Genomic DNA, 15,184 nt, shown 5'->3' on the forward strand with positions numbered 1-15,184 from the left:
ATGGGCAGTAAGATCTATCAGGTCAGTTTCTGTATACTGGCTGCAAGGTCCGCATCATCAAAGGGCTTATGCATGACCATGGAAATGCCTATCCCTTTCATGCTTTCCGTATCAATGCGTGCATTGGGCTGGCCCGAATGCTGTCCCACAAAGTCGCTTTGGGTGGTAATCATGATGATGGGGAGTTCTGTTTCGGGGTAGCGGCGTCTCAGCTCTTTGGTCAGCTGAATACCGTTGATATCTGGCATGTTGAGATCAGTGATAAGAAGATCAGGTTTTTCCTGAAGGGCGGCTTCAATGGCCCGGGACGGGAAGTCGAACAGAAGAGGTGTATGGCCCATGGCATGCAGCTTGCTCTTGTAGATACGCAGCATCATTTTGGAGTCATCCACAACAAAGATTCTAAGACCCCTTGCCTCTTTCTCGGGCGGAACAGCTGCCATGATTTTCTGGGCCAGGTCGTCCAGTCCCTGACCTTGGATCAGTGTAAGATAATGGGTACGGGTGTCCGGATGGGCAGTGGATGCGAGATGCATGACTGCCATGGAACTGAAGGTCTCTTCACGGATAAGGTTTTCAAAGGCTTTATCTGCACCGGCATCAATGAGGGTGGCCACAACCTGACGTGCGCTTTCATCCTTTGCGGCAATCATGTTCTTAAGACCTGCGGTCAGAATGGGTGAAAGATTTTTATCCACGGCACGGGCTGCTGCCAGACGAACCTGTTCTTCAGGATCTTCAAGCCCCGTAGCCAGGCTTATGGCTGCTTTAGCAGCAGGCAGCCGTTCCATGGCTTCGTAGGCAGCAAAGCGCACGTTGGCATTGTCCGGCTTACGGTAAAGAATTTTCTGAATGGCTGGAATGGCGCTTTTATCACCGATATTACCGAGAACGTTAAGGGTGTGGACCAGGGCATCATCATCGGTTTCCTTGAGATTCTCCACCACCACGGGTACGGCTTTGGGACCGATGGCAACGAGTTTATCGATGGTCCAGTTGCGAACATCCACATAGTGGGAGTTGAGCAGTGCGGTGAGGCGTTCCAGTGCGGTCTGGTCCTGAATTTCTCCCAGTGCTTCAATGATCAACTGGTCCGTTCGGTTGTTGCCCCGTATGGCTTCGGACAGAAGGTGTATGGCCGTAGGGCCGCCTATCTGAGCCAGTGCAAAAATGGCTTCCTGTTTGAGTTCCTCATCACCGTAGAAAATAAAGTCTGCGATGGCGCGGATGCAGGTTTGAGAGGCCATGAGGCTCAAAGCCTTAATGGTTTCCCTGAGAAAATCCGGGTTTGATTTTTGGGAAAGAAAACCGGATAGCAAGGGAATACTTTCTTTAACCTGCAACTCGCCTGCAATACGAATCAGCGGAAGACGCCTGTCCAGGCTTTCAGCCCGCAGCTCCTGCACCAGCAGATCCTGACAGGCGCAGGATTTGTCGAGCAGAAGGTCGTAAAGACGGTTTTTGACACTTGCATCGTTTATGGGCAGCTCCAGCATATAGCAGAGAACGGGGTGTACCACCCGGTCTTCAGCTTTGCTGATTTCATACAGGGTGCGAATCTGACTTTTTGCTTCAATTCTGGGAAGAAACTGGAGCAGAGCTCTGGCTTTGACCATATCTTTGCCTGAGATGCAGAACTTCAGCTCATCAATGAACTCAGAAATGCTGATTTTGGTCATATTTTATCTCCGGCGGAAGAGGTGAAGGCATTGAAAGGCTGCTATGGCTGTCCTCTGAACTGGTAAAATACGGAGTTCAGGTATTTTTTAGGTTCAAAAAGTGCTGTTTCATTGCTTAGGGATTCTGTGGAACCGATGAGAAGATAACCATCTGTTTCCAGTACGCCCGCAATTTTCTGGTACAGGAGTTTGCGGTCCTGAGGGCTGAAGTAAATGGCTACATTCCGACAGAAGATAATATCAAATTTTCCAAATCCGGTAAAAGGTCTCATGAGGTTCATTTTACGAAAGGAGGCCATGGCCCGGATTTCATCTTTGATGCGCCAATGTTCACCGTCCCGGTTGAAATATTTCTGCAGTCTTTGCGGCGTAAGACCACGGGCTGCTTCGAATTTATTATAGCGACCATAGCTGGCCTGGGCAACGGCAGCATCGGATATATCCGTTCCCACAAGGTGGATATCATAATCCTTCAGGTTCAGTCCCAGTTCTTTCAATACCATGGCTATGGAATAGATTTCCTGACCTGTGGAGCTGGCGGCGCTCCAGACTCGGATCGGAGTTCTGCCTCCGAATTTTTTTCCGGCCCGACTCCGTTTGTCAATGAGGTCCGGAATAATCTTGTGCTGAAGCAGATCAAAGGGGTGCTTATCCCGGAAAAAATAAGTCTCGTTTGTCGAAATGGCATCGATGACATTTTTTTCAAGGGTTTTTTGAAAATCCCTCTGAATTTTCTGGTAAAGATCCGTAAAGGTTTTACACCCTTGTTCTTCCAGAAGGGGGTGCAGGCGAGTTTCCACCAGATACTCTTTTCCCGGGGCAAGGGCAATGCCGGATATCTCGAGGATATATTTTGAAAAGAGGGTAAATTCTTGGGGAGTTATTTTAATCATGGGCCACCGGAGTTTAAGGGCGAACGGTTTTTAGAATAGCCGAAGCAATATCATTCAGGGGCACCACAATATCCGCTGTTCCGGATTCAATGGGCTCTTTGGGCATGCCGAATACGGTGCAGCTCGCTTCATCCTGGGCGATGATGTGAGCGCCGGAGTTTTTCATTTCCTTAATGCCTGCTGCACCATCATATCCCATTCCAGTCATGATGACACCCGTTGCCCGCCCAACATAATGGCTGGCCACAGACCGGAAAAGGTAGTCTGCCGAAGGACGACAGCTGTTTTCCGGAGGATCATCCGTAATCTTGATCATTCGGTTTTTTCCGTCTCCTGCTGCGACAACCCTCATCTGTCTGCCGCCAGGTGCTATATAGGCTGTATTGTTCCGCAGGATTTCTCCCTGCTCCGCTTCCTTGACCTCTATGGTGCATTTGGCATTCAGGCTTTTGGCCAGAGAAGCGGTAAAGACAGGAGGCATATGCTGAACAATAAGAATGGGGACTCCCATATCACCGGGCAGCATGGGCATCATGCGGGCCAGTGCATTGGGACCTCCCGTCGAAATACCTATGGCGACAATCTCCGAACGGGATTTGCGCATGGATAGTTTCTGCATCCGCTGGGTAATGTCTGCTGGAGATGGGCTGCGGGCTGTGACGGATGCGGTCTGTCCTGTGCGCAGGCTGTTTCCCACTGGTGGAGGAGTGACTCCTCGCAGGCGCTGCCGTATATCTTTTCTGCGCTGAAAAGTCTGGATAATGGGTACCAGAATACTGCGAACGGCTTCCAGATTTTCCGTCATGGTGCCGCTTTGGGGTTTTGGAACAAAATCAAAGGCACCCAGTTCCAGAGCCCGTATGGTGATATCCCCACCTCGGGTGGTCAGGGTGCTGAGCATGACCACCCCAACATCGGGAGATATACGGTTCAGTTCCTCAAGAACTTCCAGCCCATTCATTTCAGGCATCTCCACATCCAGGGTAATGAGATCCGGTTTCAGGGATGCAATACGGGAAAGGGCTATTTTTCCATTATTGGCGCTGCCAACTACCTGTATGCCGGGTATGGTGGAAAGGATATCGCTGACTATTTTCCGGTATACAATGGTATCATCAACAACGAGAACACGAAGCTGGCTCACGGATAATAATTTCCATTTAGTAAGGTCATGGTAAGGACATCAAGGGCCGGTAACCCGGGAGGTCAGACTGCCAATGGCGGTTGGTCCGGATGGTTTGCTATCAGTGTTCGTCCAGAACGGCGTTGATATCGAGAAGGCCGATGAGTTTTTTTTCTGTCTTGAACACTCCGTGAAAGAAACGACCCTGTACTCCTCCAATATTGGAAGGCGGTGGTTCAATGCGGGAAGCTTCCGCCACCAGTACATCACTGATGCTGTCCACAAGGAGGCCGATCTGTTCGTCTTTGAAGTCAACAATGATGGTACGGTTGTCTTTGCCAGGCTCAATGGATGAAAGCCCGAGCTTGATGCCAAGGTCAATGATAGTGACAATTCTGCCTCGGAGATTGAGTACGCCCTGAACGTATTCGGCAGCCTGGGGTACGGTGGTTACTTCGGTCTGTTTGTTGATTTCCTGGATTCTGAGTATGTCAATACCACAGAGGGCATCTCCGATATAGAAAGTGGCCAGTTCCAGTATTCCGTTTTCAGAAGTGTTTTTTTCCGCATGTTTTTGCATAGTTATTTTCCTCACAAGGCACCGGTAGGAAAGCCTCTGGGGCATGGACCTGCCCCACGGGGCAGGTTATACGCTGCTGGCCATGCAGTCCCGTATGGAAATGAGCAGTTTTTCCCGGTCCAGTTTAATCTGATAGTCATCAATGCCCACAGCCTGCCCCTTTAATATGTCTCCTTCCCCTGCAAGGGAAGTGAGGGCAATGACCGTCAGGTGGGAGAATCGGACATCTCCTTTGATTTTACGGGTAAGTTCAAAGCCATCCATGTTGGGCATTTCAAGATCTGTGAGGACAAGGGTAACTTCATCCATGTGTTTTTCCAAAAGGTGGAAGGCTTCCACCCCATCTTCGGCAACAATCACATCATACCCGTCTTCCTTCAGAAAACTTGTAACCTGGTTGCGGAAAAAAGCCGAGTCTTCCGCGAAAAGAATTTTGGAACCTCCCAGGCTTTTTCCTTCTCCTCCCAGCATAACCGGACTTGCGGAGAGCCCCGTGAACCATTCCGGGTTCAGGGTTTTGACGACTTCAAAAATATCCACCATCAGGGTGGTTTTCCCGCCAATAATCATGGAGCCCATAATACCCGGTTGTTTCAGTGTGGACGCATCCACGTTGAGGGTGGCTTCCACGGCATCCACAGGTGGGCTGACCATGAGTCCAATCTCTTTACCCGCAAATCTGAAAACAATCACCTCCACCTGTTCTCTTTCGGGCAGGGGTTGGATATTGGCTACTTCCCCCAGTTCATGCAGAGGCAGTGAACCTCCCCGGTACTGCACAACCCGTTTCCCCCCAACGTATTCAATGTCGGTGTATTTGATGCGTTCTATGCGCTCCACGAGGTTCAGAGGGACACCGAACTGTTCTTTTTCTGAATTGCGGAAGAGGAGCAGGGAGGCTTTGTCTTCCTGTCGCTGAGTACTTTCAATGAGTTCTTTTTCCGCGTGGGCCAGGGTTTTGGATGCCCCGCTGGAAGAAAGAGTGGCCATTTCCGCAAGGGAAGCCACGTCCAGAATCAGGGCAACCCGTCCGTCGCCCATAATGGTTGCTCCCGCATAGCCTTTGCAGTCTTTCAGATGGCGGCCCAGGGGTTTTACGACAATTTCTTCAGAATCCCGGAGTTGATCCACCACCAGCCCATAACGGAAGGTTCCTGTGGACACAACGGCTATATTGATGGCGCTGTCTGCTCTGAACCGTCGGTCGGTCTGTTTTCTTGGGGATTTTTCTGTTTTGGAGGATTGCTTTTCCTGATCAGAATCCAGCTGGGGAGACCGACGGTCGGCGATGTTGACCCGCCGGTCGGGTTTTTCTTCCCCTGTTTCAGGATCAATATAGGTTTTGGGAAGGCCAAGAACCTCCGAAAGATCCAGAAGGGGAAGCAGTGTGCCACGGAGGCGAACAACGGCCGCTTTGCCTACTTTCTCGATGCGGTCCTTTACCTGAGCGGCCGGAATACGGAGGAGCTCATTGAGGTTCACCTGAGGAATGGCATAGCGTTCCCTGCCCACGGAAATGATCTGGCTGGGAATAATGGCAAGAGTGAGCGGAAGTTTGATGCGAATGATGGTGCCGGATCCGACTTTGGAATCAATATCCACAATACCGCCAAGACGGTCCAGATTGGTTTTCACCACGTCCATTCCCACGCCGCGGCCGGATACATCCGTAACCTGCTGGGCCGTTGAAAATCCGGGGAGAAAAATCAGGTTGATTTTTTCCTTGGCACTCATGGTCTGTACGTCCTGCTCCGTAATCAGTCCCTTGGAAAGGGCAGAGCGGGAGATGGCTTCAGGATCAAGTCCCTTGCCGTCATCTTCGATTTCAATGTTCACCTGTCCGGCTTCGTGGAAGGCTTTCAGGCGTATGGTACCGGCTCGGGGTTTGCCGCTTCGCTGGCGTATATCAGACGTTTCGATACCATGGTCCACGGAGTTTCGGACCAGATGGGTCAGTGGATCATTGATGGCTTCAATGATGGTTTTATCCAGTTCAACCTCTTTTCCTTCGATCTTGAGGTTGATTTCCTTGGCGAGGGATTTGGAAAGATCCCGTACCACTCTGGTAAATTTATTGAAAACGTTGGCAATGGGCTGCATGCGCGTGCGCATGATTGCTTCCTGAAGTTCGGAGGTGATCATGTCGATCCGCTGGCCAGCAGCTTCAATTGCCTGGGAGCTGCTGGTGGAGATGCCCTGCGTGAGCTGGTTACGGCTGAGAACGAGCTCTCCTGCAAGGGTCATCAGGGTATCCAGCAGATTTACATTGACACGCAGGGACGCCTGAACCTTCTGTTTGTCATTCCGGGTGATATCGAGGCCTTCATCATCTCCGTCATCGGCGGTTTCCTGAAGTGGCGCAACATTTGGTACTGTCGGAGGGGGAGGTATCGGAGGCGCAGGCCTTGCCGGTGCGGCTGGAGGCATTTCCTTAGTGCTGGTTTCCTGTTTCCGGGCTGGCGTAGCGGGATGAGCCTCCTGTGCCGGTGGGCTTTTTGAAACGACCTTACTGGGGTGATCCGTAACCGTCAGTCTTTCCTGTGTGGCTTCAGGGGAAATATGGTGAACATATTCGGGATCCAGATCCACAAGAATGGAGGCCATATCCGGCTCAATGATGGATGCAAAAAGAACGAGGAACGGAATTCTGCCGGGCAATTCATCCTCCAGAGTACCGACGGCTTCAAAATTAATTTTTGAGTCCAGTATAATACCGCTGTTCAGGAGAGACGTGATGACATCCAATGGAGTTTTGTTTTTTTTCTGGATGTCCTGAAGCATATCAAATTCAAGGAGATAAAGGAATTTTCCGTGTTTGAATGCCTGATCAAGATCGAAGCGGGATGCTTCGAGCTGTGCGCTTCCCAGAGGATGCTGAATATGGACTTTTTCTCCCACGGTCTTTTTCTCCGCTTCCGGCAGTGAATCCTCCGTAATGGCAACCAGCGCCTGCAGCAGGGGATCAATATTGACATCATTGCTTGTTTCCACCTCCTGGATGAGCTCGCGGAGACGGTCAAAGGCCTGCAGAAGCACAGAGATGGTTTCCGCTGTTGGAACAAGTTCACGGCTGCGGACGAGTCCCAGAATATTTTCCAGGTTATGGGACAGATCTTTAATGGTACCAAGCCCCATAAAACCAGCCCCTCCTTTAATAGAGTGGGCCGCCCGGAACACGTTATTGACAAGATCCTCATCAATGTCAGCACCCTGAGATTCGATGGACAGCAGATCATTTTCAATGTCAGAGAGGTGTTCCAGGGACTCTTCAACATACATGCGCAGGGTTTCGTCATCTTCGAAAATCATGGTGCGCCTCCAGGTGTTACGGATCAAGGATTGTATTCCCCTGCCTGATCATGGAATACGCGGAGCAGGGTGAGGGGTAAGGAGGGGAGTCGGGAGTGTCTGCCGTTGTCACAAGCAGATCTTTTTCCTGAAAGAGGAGCATTCCGGCTTCCCGTTTTTTAGCCAGAAACTGGCTCAGGCCATTCTGAAGACATAGGGAAACGTCTGTTTTATCCATTATAGGGAACTATATCAGTAAAAAAATGGTTTTGGCAAGGGGGGTGAAGAATTCGTATCAGGCTGAATGGAGGGTGGTTGTTTTTCAGGGTGATCAACAGGCGTTCATTGGGGCGGGCCGTGTCAACCGGGGAGTCGGAACCGGATGTCGTCATGGCACAAATATGGTCTGTTGCAGGAGGGAGTCCCGGGCGGAGAATTTCAACCGCATCCCCAATGACAAAACGGTTCCGACAGATGATTTCATGCTTCCCTTCAAGACCAGGGGTCAGTATGTTGCCGATAAAGAGCGCCTTGGGTCCTTTTCCAGCCGTATTCCATGTGTCTGGGGCTGTATCCTTGCTGTTTCCCAGATAAAAACCCGTGCCGTAGCCACGGTGATGAAGGCTGTCCAGTCTTCTGAGCCATTCGGGATCCGTTTTGTATGTGCTGGGGTTTTTGTAATAAAGATCGATGGCCTCCCTGTAAGCCCCAACCGTAACAGCCAGATAGTGAATGCTTTTCATGCGGCCTTCTATCTTGACCGATGATACGCCTGCACGGATCAGATCAGGGAGATGGTCGATCATGCACAGATCTTTGGAGTTAAAAACATAGCTGCCTCTGCTGTCTTCATGCACAGGAAAATAATGTCCCGGTCTCTTGGCTTCAACAACGGCATAACTCCATCGGCACGGGTGGGCGCAAAGACCCCTGTTGCTGTCTCTGTCTGCCATATAGCTGCTCAGAAGGCACCGGCCGGAGTATGCAATACACATGGCACCGTGGATAAAGCATTCAACTTCAATTGTTTCCTTGCAGAGGGTATGGATTTCAGCAAGGGAAAGTTCTCGTGCTGCATTGATTCGTGTCACACCATTGTCAGCCCAGAAGCGTACGGCCCCGCTATTGGTGGTGTTCGCCTGCGTGCTGAGGTGCAGCGGTATGCCAGGGGCGTGTTGTCTGGCAAGGGCAATCACACCAGGATCGCTGACAATCAGGGCATCGGGAGAGCAGGCCGCAAGCTCTTCAAGATAGTGCTGTAAATCGGCCAGTTCGTGATTTCTTGGGTAGACATTGCAGGCTACATAAACTTTTGCATTGCGCTGGTGGGTATAGGTAATGGCTTTTTGGATGTCAGGCAGAGAGAAGTTGCCAGAGAAATTTCTAAGGGAGAAGTTTTCTCCTCCCAGATAAACAGCATCGGCTCCGTATTCAATGGCTATTTTGAGTTTTTCCATGTTGCCGGCTGGTGCCAGCAGTTCCACGGGCTTCGGCAGGGAGATCGGATTGTTTTGCATAATAGCCCTGAGCTGCTCTGTTGCAGTCTGTTTCTGGATGGGATGACCGCAGAGGCCCCGGGAAGGACGTGGTAATCCTTGGCTGTCAGGCTGTCTGTAAACGGCGGTACACGAATGTGGTGCCCCCGGCAGGAATCGAACCTGCGCTCAAGGATTAGGAATCCTATGCTCTATCCACTGAGCTACGGGGGCTGACAAACAAAAAAAATCTTATACCGGATTTTTTTTAAGCGCGCAAGAAAAATGCCTGTCTGTGCGTTTGCCCTGTAAGCTTTTCCGGAAGGGCGTACAGAACCGTCTTCCGGAAAAGGAGAGATTATTCGATGAAGAGTTGTTGGCCGGGATAGATGGTGCTCTGGCGGCTCAGGTTGTTGATCTGCAGAAGCCGTTGCAGGGGCATGTTGTGTTTCAGGGCAATGGTGAAGGGTGTGTCGCCTGCCTGGACGCGGTATGCCTGTCTTTGGGTATCAAGGTTCTTTACCTGTTGTGCACCGCCTGGGATGCGTAGTCTCTGGCCTATCTGCAGCCTTGTGTGGGGAAGCTGGTTGGCTGCAATAATGTTCTGTGTGGATATGTTGAATCTTCTCGAGATGTCCCAGAGGGTATCTCCCTTCTGCACCGTATAGGAAAGGGTCTGGCGTTCCTGGGCGGAAGACGGGGCTATGTTTCTACCGGGTGAAGCGGCAACGGTCTGTGAAGAAGAACCGGAAGGAATTTTTATGACCTGGCCGGCCCGGATCAGGTTGGCTCTCTGGATGCCGTTCTCTGTCATGAGCTGGCGAACGGACACTTTATAACGTGCAGCAATGGTTGACAGGGCCTCGCCCGGCTTGACCCTGTGGTGGAGATAGGCTCTTTGTGGTGGTGTGGCTTCCTCAATGGATTCAATGGAAGCCAGAAAGCGGTCCGTGTATCCTTGGGGTATCTTGAGTGTATAGGTCTCATTGGGCAGGAGATCATAGCGGAGTTCAGGGTTGAGTTCTTTGAGATCTTTCAAGGCTATGCCAGTGACAGATGCGATGGATTGCAGGGTAACCTGCCGTTCCACAGACACATTTTCATAGGCAGGTGGGGCGTCCAGCTGGTTGGGGTCAAAACCGTACTTTTCCATATTCTGCAGGATGTGAATGGTTGCCAGAAATCGGGGTACGTACTGTGCGGTTTCTCTGGGGAGCTTGGTGTAAAGATCCCAGAAATTGTCGAGGTAATTAACATTCTGACTGCGTATGGTCCGGAGCACCCGGCCTTCGCCACAATTGTAGGCCGCCAGTACCGTTGGCCAGTCACCGAAAAGTCTGTGTAGCTCGGTGAGATAGGCAACGGCTGCATCGGTTGCTTTTTCTGGGTCCATGCGCTCATCAATCAGAAGATCCCGTTTCAGGCCGAAACGGACACCCGTGGATGGAATGAACTGCCATAGTCCAAGGGCACGTGCACTGGACAGGGCTTTGACCTGGAACCCGGACTCGATCAGGGGGAGCCAGGCAAGTTCTTCGGGAAGGCCAGCCTCATTGAGTTTTTCAAGAATCATATCCATATAAATGCCTGATCTCCGATAGGCTCTTTCAAAGAAAAGGCGTTCCTGGCCGGTAAAGCGGTCAATTTCCCGCTGCACATATACGTTGTCCGGGATTTGAATGGCGCTCTGTTTTCCCTCCACACCAATGGTTCTGGATGAGTACACTTCTAGAATACGACGAGCTATGGTCAGTCGAATATCATCTCTTTGCTGAAGATCCGTTGGTGTAAGGGTTTCTGCCCGCATAATGAGGTCGTAGGCCTGGTCCAGTGACTCCAGAGCCGAGTCGTATTCTCCCGCCATCCAGAATTCATTGGCGGTGTCGTAAAAATCCAGTGCCTGGTCAAAGGGGCTGGTTATGGTTTTTTCTGCGATTACTACAGGTGTTTTTCTGCGGGATGCGGGAGTAGCTGCAGGTGTGCTTTGCGCTTTGCCGGGGCTGCTGATTTTATCTTCATCGGCCAGTGCTGATTCCGGTGGTGTGGTTTTGGAGTTGCTGGCTGTGGGATTTTGCAGGGAAGCGCAGCCGGAATAGAAAAGAAGGCTGGAGCAAAAAAAACAAAGAAATAAACGCTTCATGCCGGATTAACCTCTATGGTGGGTTTCAGAGTCTGAAGCCTGGGCCTCGGTGTGGCAGCAAAGGGCCTGTGATGGTTTCGATTGCCTTGTTCATAAAAAGTGAGGCAGTCTGGTTTTCCCTGCAGCGCATGTTTGTGGTAAGCCCTGATGCAGGGGAAAGCAGTCGGTAGTTTTCAGAGAATTGATTCTGTTTTTTTCAAAAACATAAAAAAAGTAGCGTAAGGTGATTGGCTGTGTCAATGGAGAATTGGTTGGTGGACCACAGGCGGGCAAAAAATCGGTCTGGTGTTGTCATGGCTTTTGGGATGCGAAGCCGCCGGAATAATTTGGAACGTGTTTTCATAAAATAATTGTCAGAATGTTTATATTAAGGTAAAACCAAAAATTGGTGCCATTTTTTTCAGGTTTTTAAAAAAAAAGCTTGTCAAAAGCCGGTTGGATCGTTTACAAGGAGGCGTTGTCTTTTTAGGCCAACGTAGCTCAGCTGGCCAGAGCGGCTGACTTGTAATCAGCGGGTCGGGGGTTCGAATCCCTTCGTTGGCTCCATAAAAGACGGTGGGGTTCCCGAGCGGTCAAAGGGAGCAGACTGTAAATCTGCCGGCCAAGCCTTCGGAGGTTCAAATCCTCCCCCCACCACCACAACGGTCCTGTAGAAGGTTTGTTTGCAAAAACTGCTTGCATTCAAGCCGCAATTGTACTACATGGCTGCCTGCAAAACGAAAGAAAGGTTCTCAAAAGGAATCTTTTGGGCGGGAGTAGCTCAGTTGGTAGAGCGTCAGCCTTCCAAGCTGAATGTCGCGAGTTCGAACCTCGTCTCCCGCTCCAGTTAAATCTATCAGGTGTCTTTGGCCTGATGTTTTGAAGGCAATAAGCGTGTGCCCATGTAGCTCAGTTGGTAGAGCGCATCCTTGGTAAGGATGAGGTTCACCAGTTCGATTCTGGTCATGGGCTCCATTTGTTGCTTATTTTTTATTTGAGGTTTTCGAGTGGGTCCGACGTCGTGTGTAGAGGCGGACGCAATCCTTCGGAGAAAACGATCAAGCAGGTTTTTTTAGGAGGCGAATAATGGCTAAGGCAAAATTTGAGCGCACGAAGCCGCATGTGAACGTCGGGACCATTGGGCATATCGACCACGGTAAGACTACCCTGACGGCAGCGATCACCAAAACCTGTTCCATGAAAGGTCTTGGTCAGAAAGTTGACTATGATAATATCGACAAAGCTCCCGAGGAGCGTGAGCGCGGTATTACCATCTCTACTTCCCATGTGGAGTATGAGTCTGTTTCCCGTCACTACGCCCACGTGGACTGCCCGGGGCATGCGGACTACATCAAAAACATGATCACGGGTGCCGCGCAGATGGATGGTGCGATTCTTGTGGTTTCTGCCAGCGATGGTCCCATGCCGCAGACCCGGGAGCATATTCTTCTTGCCCGGCAGGTTGGTGTACCCCGTATCGTAGTGTTTCTGAACAAGTGTGATATGGTGGACGATGAGGAGCTTATCGAGCTTGTTGAGATGGAGCTTCAGGAGCTGCTGGACAAGTACGACTTTCCGGGAAGTGACACCCCCATCATCCGGGGTTCTGCTTTGAAAGCTCTTGAGTCTGATGATCCAGACTCAGAAGACTGCAAGTGCATCTGGAACCTTCTCGATTCCGTTGACAGTTATATTCCGGAGCCGGAGCGTGATGTTGATAAAACCTTCCTTATGCCTGTGGAAGACGTGTTTTCAATTTCAGGTCGCGGGACCGTTGTCACTGGTCGTATAGAGCGTGGTATTGTCAAGCCGGGCGACAACGTAGAGATCGTCGGACTTCGTGACACCATTAAAACAGTGTGTACCGGTGTCGAGATGTTCCGAAAGCTTCTGGACGAAGGTCGTGCAGGTGACAACGTTGGCCTTCTTCTTCGCGGTACCAAGCGTGATGAGGTTGAGCGTGGTCAGGTAGTTGCCAAGCCCGGCAGTATTACCCCGCATACGAAGTTTAAGGCGGAAGTATATATCCTTTCCAAGGAAGAGGGTGGACGTCATACTCCATTCTTTAGCGGATATCGTCCCCAGTTCTTCTTCCGAACGACAGACGTTACCGGTATTATGAATTTGCCGGAAGGCGTTGAGATGATTATGCCTGGTGATAACGTTACCATTACGGCTGAGCTGATAGCTCCCATTGCTATGGAAAAAGAGCTGAGATTCGCCATTCGTGAAGGTGGCCGTACTGTAGGTGCGGGCGTTGTTTCCGAAATTATTGCCTAATCCAAGGAGAGTCCGGTGAGAGTCATTGTAACGCTGAACTGCACAGAGTGTAAGCAGCGCAACTATACTACGACCAAGAATAAGCGGACCACTCCGGACAAACTGGAGTTCAGCAAATATTGCAGATTTTGCAAGCATCACACCAAGCACAGAGAAACTAAGTAGGTTCTTTTTTTTGATGGATATGAAAAGTCTGTCGACAGTGTTTGTGTCGTCGGCAGACTTTTTTGCAGGCCAGTAGCTCGAATTGGTAGAGCGGCGGACTCCAAATCCGTAGGCTGGGGGTTCGAGTCCCTCCTGGCCTGCCACCTTCAAAAGTGCAAATTGGTGTTTATGGCTGAAAAACGGGGCAAGGTGCTATGGGACGCTTACTGAAAAAAAAGACGGATAAGCAGCTTCAGAAGACGAGGTTGAAGGCGAAAGCCAGCCAGGAAGAAAATGCTGAGTCCCCCGCTGGAGATATACTCGCCCGTAAATCGGGTGAGGTCAGCACCCAGGCAGAGAAAGCACCCAAAATCCCTTCCGGAAGCCGCTCGGTTGCCAAGCCTGATAAGAAGACGGCTGTAGCCAGGTGGCTTGAATTTTTTCAGGAGGCTCGAGCAGAGCTCGGCAAGGTGGTGTGGCCGTCAAGAAAGCAAGCGATGGCGTCCACAGGGGTTGTGATTGTTTTGGTGATTATATTATCCTTTTTTCTCGGGATTGCCGATGCTGTCCTCACCAGGCTGGTCCAGCTGGCATTAAATTGAATTTATGGGGGGGCATATGGTTAAGAGATGGTATGTTGTGCATGTCTATTCGGGCTTTGAGGGTAAGGTAAAGCACTCTCTGGAAGAACGGATTGCAAGTTCCCCCCTGAAAGAGTATTTTGGCGAGATTATAGTTCCTACGGAAACTGTGGTGGAGTTGGTAAAGGGGGAGCGAAAAGAATCTTCCCGCAAGTTTTACCCCGGTTATATTTTGGTTCAGATGGCCTTGACGGATCTGACCTGGCATTTGGTGAAGGATACCGGAAAAGTTACTGGTTTTCTTGGTGGGCGGGATAAGCCATCACCTATTACCGATGCAGAAGTTGAGCAGATCCTCCGGCGGATGGAAGCGGGAAAACAGAAGCCGCAGCCAAAATATCATTTTGAACCCGGCGATGAAATTCGGGTGATTGACGGACCCTTCACGAACTTTAATGGTACAGTTGAAGAGGTCAACCCGGAAAAAGGGAAGATCAAGGTCTTTGTAAGTATTTTCGGCCGATCCACTCCCGTTGAGCTGGAGTTCGTACAGGTTACCAAGCTTTAAGGGTTAAGGAGTACAGAGCAAGATGGCAAAAAAAGTGATGGCGCAAATCAAGCTCCAGGTCTCTGCGGGGAAAGCGAACCCCTCTCCCCCCATCGGTCCGGCTCTGGGGCAGCATGGCGTTAATATAATGGACTTTTGCAAGGCCTTTAATGCACGGACACAAAATGATGTGGGAATGATTATCCCCGTCGTGATTACAGTCTACCAGGATCGTACGTTTACCTTTATCACCAAGACGCCACCAGCGTCCGTACTCCTGAAAAAGGCCGCGAAAATAAATTCGGGTTCCAGCAATCCGAAGCTGAACAAGGTGGCTAAGATCAGCCGGAATGAGGTTGAGGAAATCGCCAAGCTCAAGATGCCGGATCTGAATGCTTATGACCTGGATACTGCCGTGAGGATTGTTGCCGGCACTGCCAGAAGTATGGGCATCGAGATCGTTCAGTAAAATAAG

Annotated in this window: 13 protein-coding genes and 6 tRNA genes; 10 read left to right on the forward strand and 9 right to left on the reverse strand. The window is 50.6% G+C overall.

The window, feature by feature from the left end; translation table 11 throughout:
• Window positions 1-17 precede the first annotated feature (17 nt).
• The 9 genes from OOT00_RS00255 to OOT00_RS00295 all read right to left on the reverse strand — a co-directional run bounded on the left by OOT00_RS00255 (window position 18) and on the right by OOT00_RS00295 (window position 11,178).
• Window positions 18-1,679 (reverse strand): HEAT repeat domain-containing protein, encoded by a 1,662-nt coding sequence (locus OOT00_RS00255; protein WP_265423287.1) that lies wholly within the window; start codon window positions 1,677-1,679, stop codon window positions 18-20.
• Between the two features lie 41 nt (window positions 1,680-1,720).
• Complete coding sequence (locus tag OOT00_RS00260; protein ID WP_265423288.1) at window positions 1,721-2,572, reverse strand: CheR family methyltransferase; 852 nt, start codon at window positions 2,570-2,572, stop codon at window positions 1,721-1,723.
• A 13-nt stretch (window positions 2,573-2,585) separates the two neighbouring features.
• The gene (locus OOT00_RS00265) at window positions 2,586-3,716 is read right to left on the reverse strand and encodes a protein-glutamate methylesterase/protein-glutamine glutaminase (protein WP_265423289.1); all 1,131 of its coding nucleotides are present in this window, start codon (window positions 3,714-3,716) and stop codon (window positions 2,586-2,588) included.
• 100 nt (window positions 3,717-3,816) lie between these two features.
• Window positions 3,817-4,275, reverse strand: coding sequence for a chemotaxis protein CheW (locus tag OOT00_RS00270; RefSeq protein ID WP_265423290.1), 459 nt, complete (start codon window positions 4,273-4,275; stop codon window positions 3,817-3,819).
• Between the two features lie 66 nt (window positions 4,276-4,341).
• Complete coding sequence (locus OOT00_RS00275; RefSeq protein WP_265423291.1) at window positions 4,342-7,584, reverse strand: hybrid sensor histidine kinase/response regulator; 3,243 nt, start codon at window positions 7,582-7,584, stop codon at window positions 4,342-4,344.
• 16 nt (window positions 7,585-7,600) lie between these two features.
• Window positions 7,601-7,801, reverse strand: coding sequence for a hypothetical protein (locus OOT00_RS00280; RefSeq protein ID WP_265423292.1), 201 nt, complete (start codon window positions 7,799-7,801; stop codon window positions 7,601-7,603).
• Window positions 7,794-9,080, reverse strand: coding sequence for a peptidase U32 family protein (locus OOT00_RS00285; RefSeq protein WP_265423293.1), 1,287 nt, complete (start codon window positions 9,078-9,080; stop codon window positions 7,794-7,796). The genes OOT00_RS00280 and OOT00_RS00285 overlap by 8 nt, the downstream gene beginning before the upstream one ends.
• A gap of 117 nt (window positions 9,081-9,197) precedes the next feature.
• Window positions 9,198-9,272 (reverse strand) — tRNA-Arg (locus OOT00_RS00290).
• A gap of 124 nt (window positions 9,273-9,396) precedes the next feature.
• A complete protein-coding gene (locus tag OOT00_RS00295; RefSeq protein ID WP_265423294.1) occupies window positions 9,397-11,178 on the reverse strand; it encodes a lytic transglycosylase in 1,782 nt (593 codons plus the stop codon).
• A gap of 469 nt (window positions 11,179-11,647) precedes the next feature.
• Between OOT00_RS00295 and OOT00_RS00300 the strand changes: the two genes are divergently transcribed.
• The 10 genes from OOT00_RS00300 to rplK all read left to right on the forward strand — a co-directional run bounded on the left by OOT00_RS00300 (window position 11,648) and on the right by rplK (window position 15,178).
• Window positions 11,648-11,724: transfer RNA gene (locus OOT00_RS00300), tRNA-Thr, on the forward strand.
• A gap of 8 nt (window positions 11,725-11,732) precedes the next feature.
• Window positions 11,733-11,817 (forward strand) — tRNA-Tyr (locus OOT00_RS00305).
• A gap of 110 nt (window positions 11,818-11,927) precedes the next feature.
• Window positions 11,928-12,003: transfer RNA gene (locus OOT00_RS00310), tRNA-Gly, on the forward strand.
• A 52-nt stretch (window positions 12,004-12,055) separates the two neighbouring features.
• Window positions 12,056-12,132: transfer RNA gene (locus tag OOT00_RS00315), tRNA-Thr, on the forward strand.
• Between the two features lie 111 nt (window positions 12,133-12,243).
• Window positions 12,244-13,437: an elongation factor Tu gene (gene tuf, locus OOT00_RS00320; RefSeq protein ID WP_265423295.1), complete on the forward strand. Its 1,194-nt coding sequence runs from the start codon at window positions 12,244-12,246 to the stop codon at window positions 13,435-13,437.
• 15 nt (window positions 13,438-13,452) lie between these two features.
• The gene (gene rpmG / locus OOT00_RS00325) at window positions 13,453-13,602 is read left to right on the forward strand and encodes a 50S ribosomal protein L33 (protein ID WP_139448063.1); all 150 of its coding nucleotides are present in this window, start codon (window positions 13,453-13,455) and stop codon (window positions 13,600-13,602) included.
• A 66-nt stretch (window positions 13,603-13,668) separates the two neighbouring features.
• Window positions 13,669-13,745, forward strand: a tRNA-Trp gene (locus tag OOT00_RS00330).
• Between the two features lie 51 nt (window positions 13,746-13,796).
• Window positions 13,797-14,183, forward strand: coding sequence for a preprotein translocase subunit SecE (gene secE, locus OOT00_RS00335; protein WP_265423296.1), 387 nt, complete (start codon window positions 13,797-13,799; stop codon window positions 14,181-14,183).
• A 16-nt stretch (window positions 14,184-14,199) separates the two neighbouring features.
• A complete protein-coding gene (gene nusG / locus OOT00_RS00340) occupies window positions 14,200-14,730 on the forward strand; it encodes a transcription termination/antitermination protein NusG (protein ID WP_265423297.1) in 531 nt (176 codons plus the stop codon).
• A 22-nt stretch (window positions 14,731-14,752) separates the two neighbouring features.
• Window positions 14,753-15,178, forward strand: a complete 426-nt coding sequence (gene rplK / locus OOT00_RS00345) for a 50S ribosomal protein L11 (protein WP_265423298.1) — start codon at window positions 14,753-14,755, stop codon at window positions 15,176-15,178.
• Window positions 15,179-15,184 lie beyond the last annotated feature (6 nt).

This window comes from Desulfobotulus pelophilus, assembly GCF_026155325.1.
Lineage (GTDB): Bacteria > Desulfobacterota > Desulfobacteria > Desulfobacterales > ASO4-4 > Desulfobotulus > Desulfobotulus pelophilus.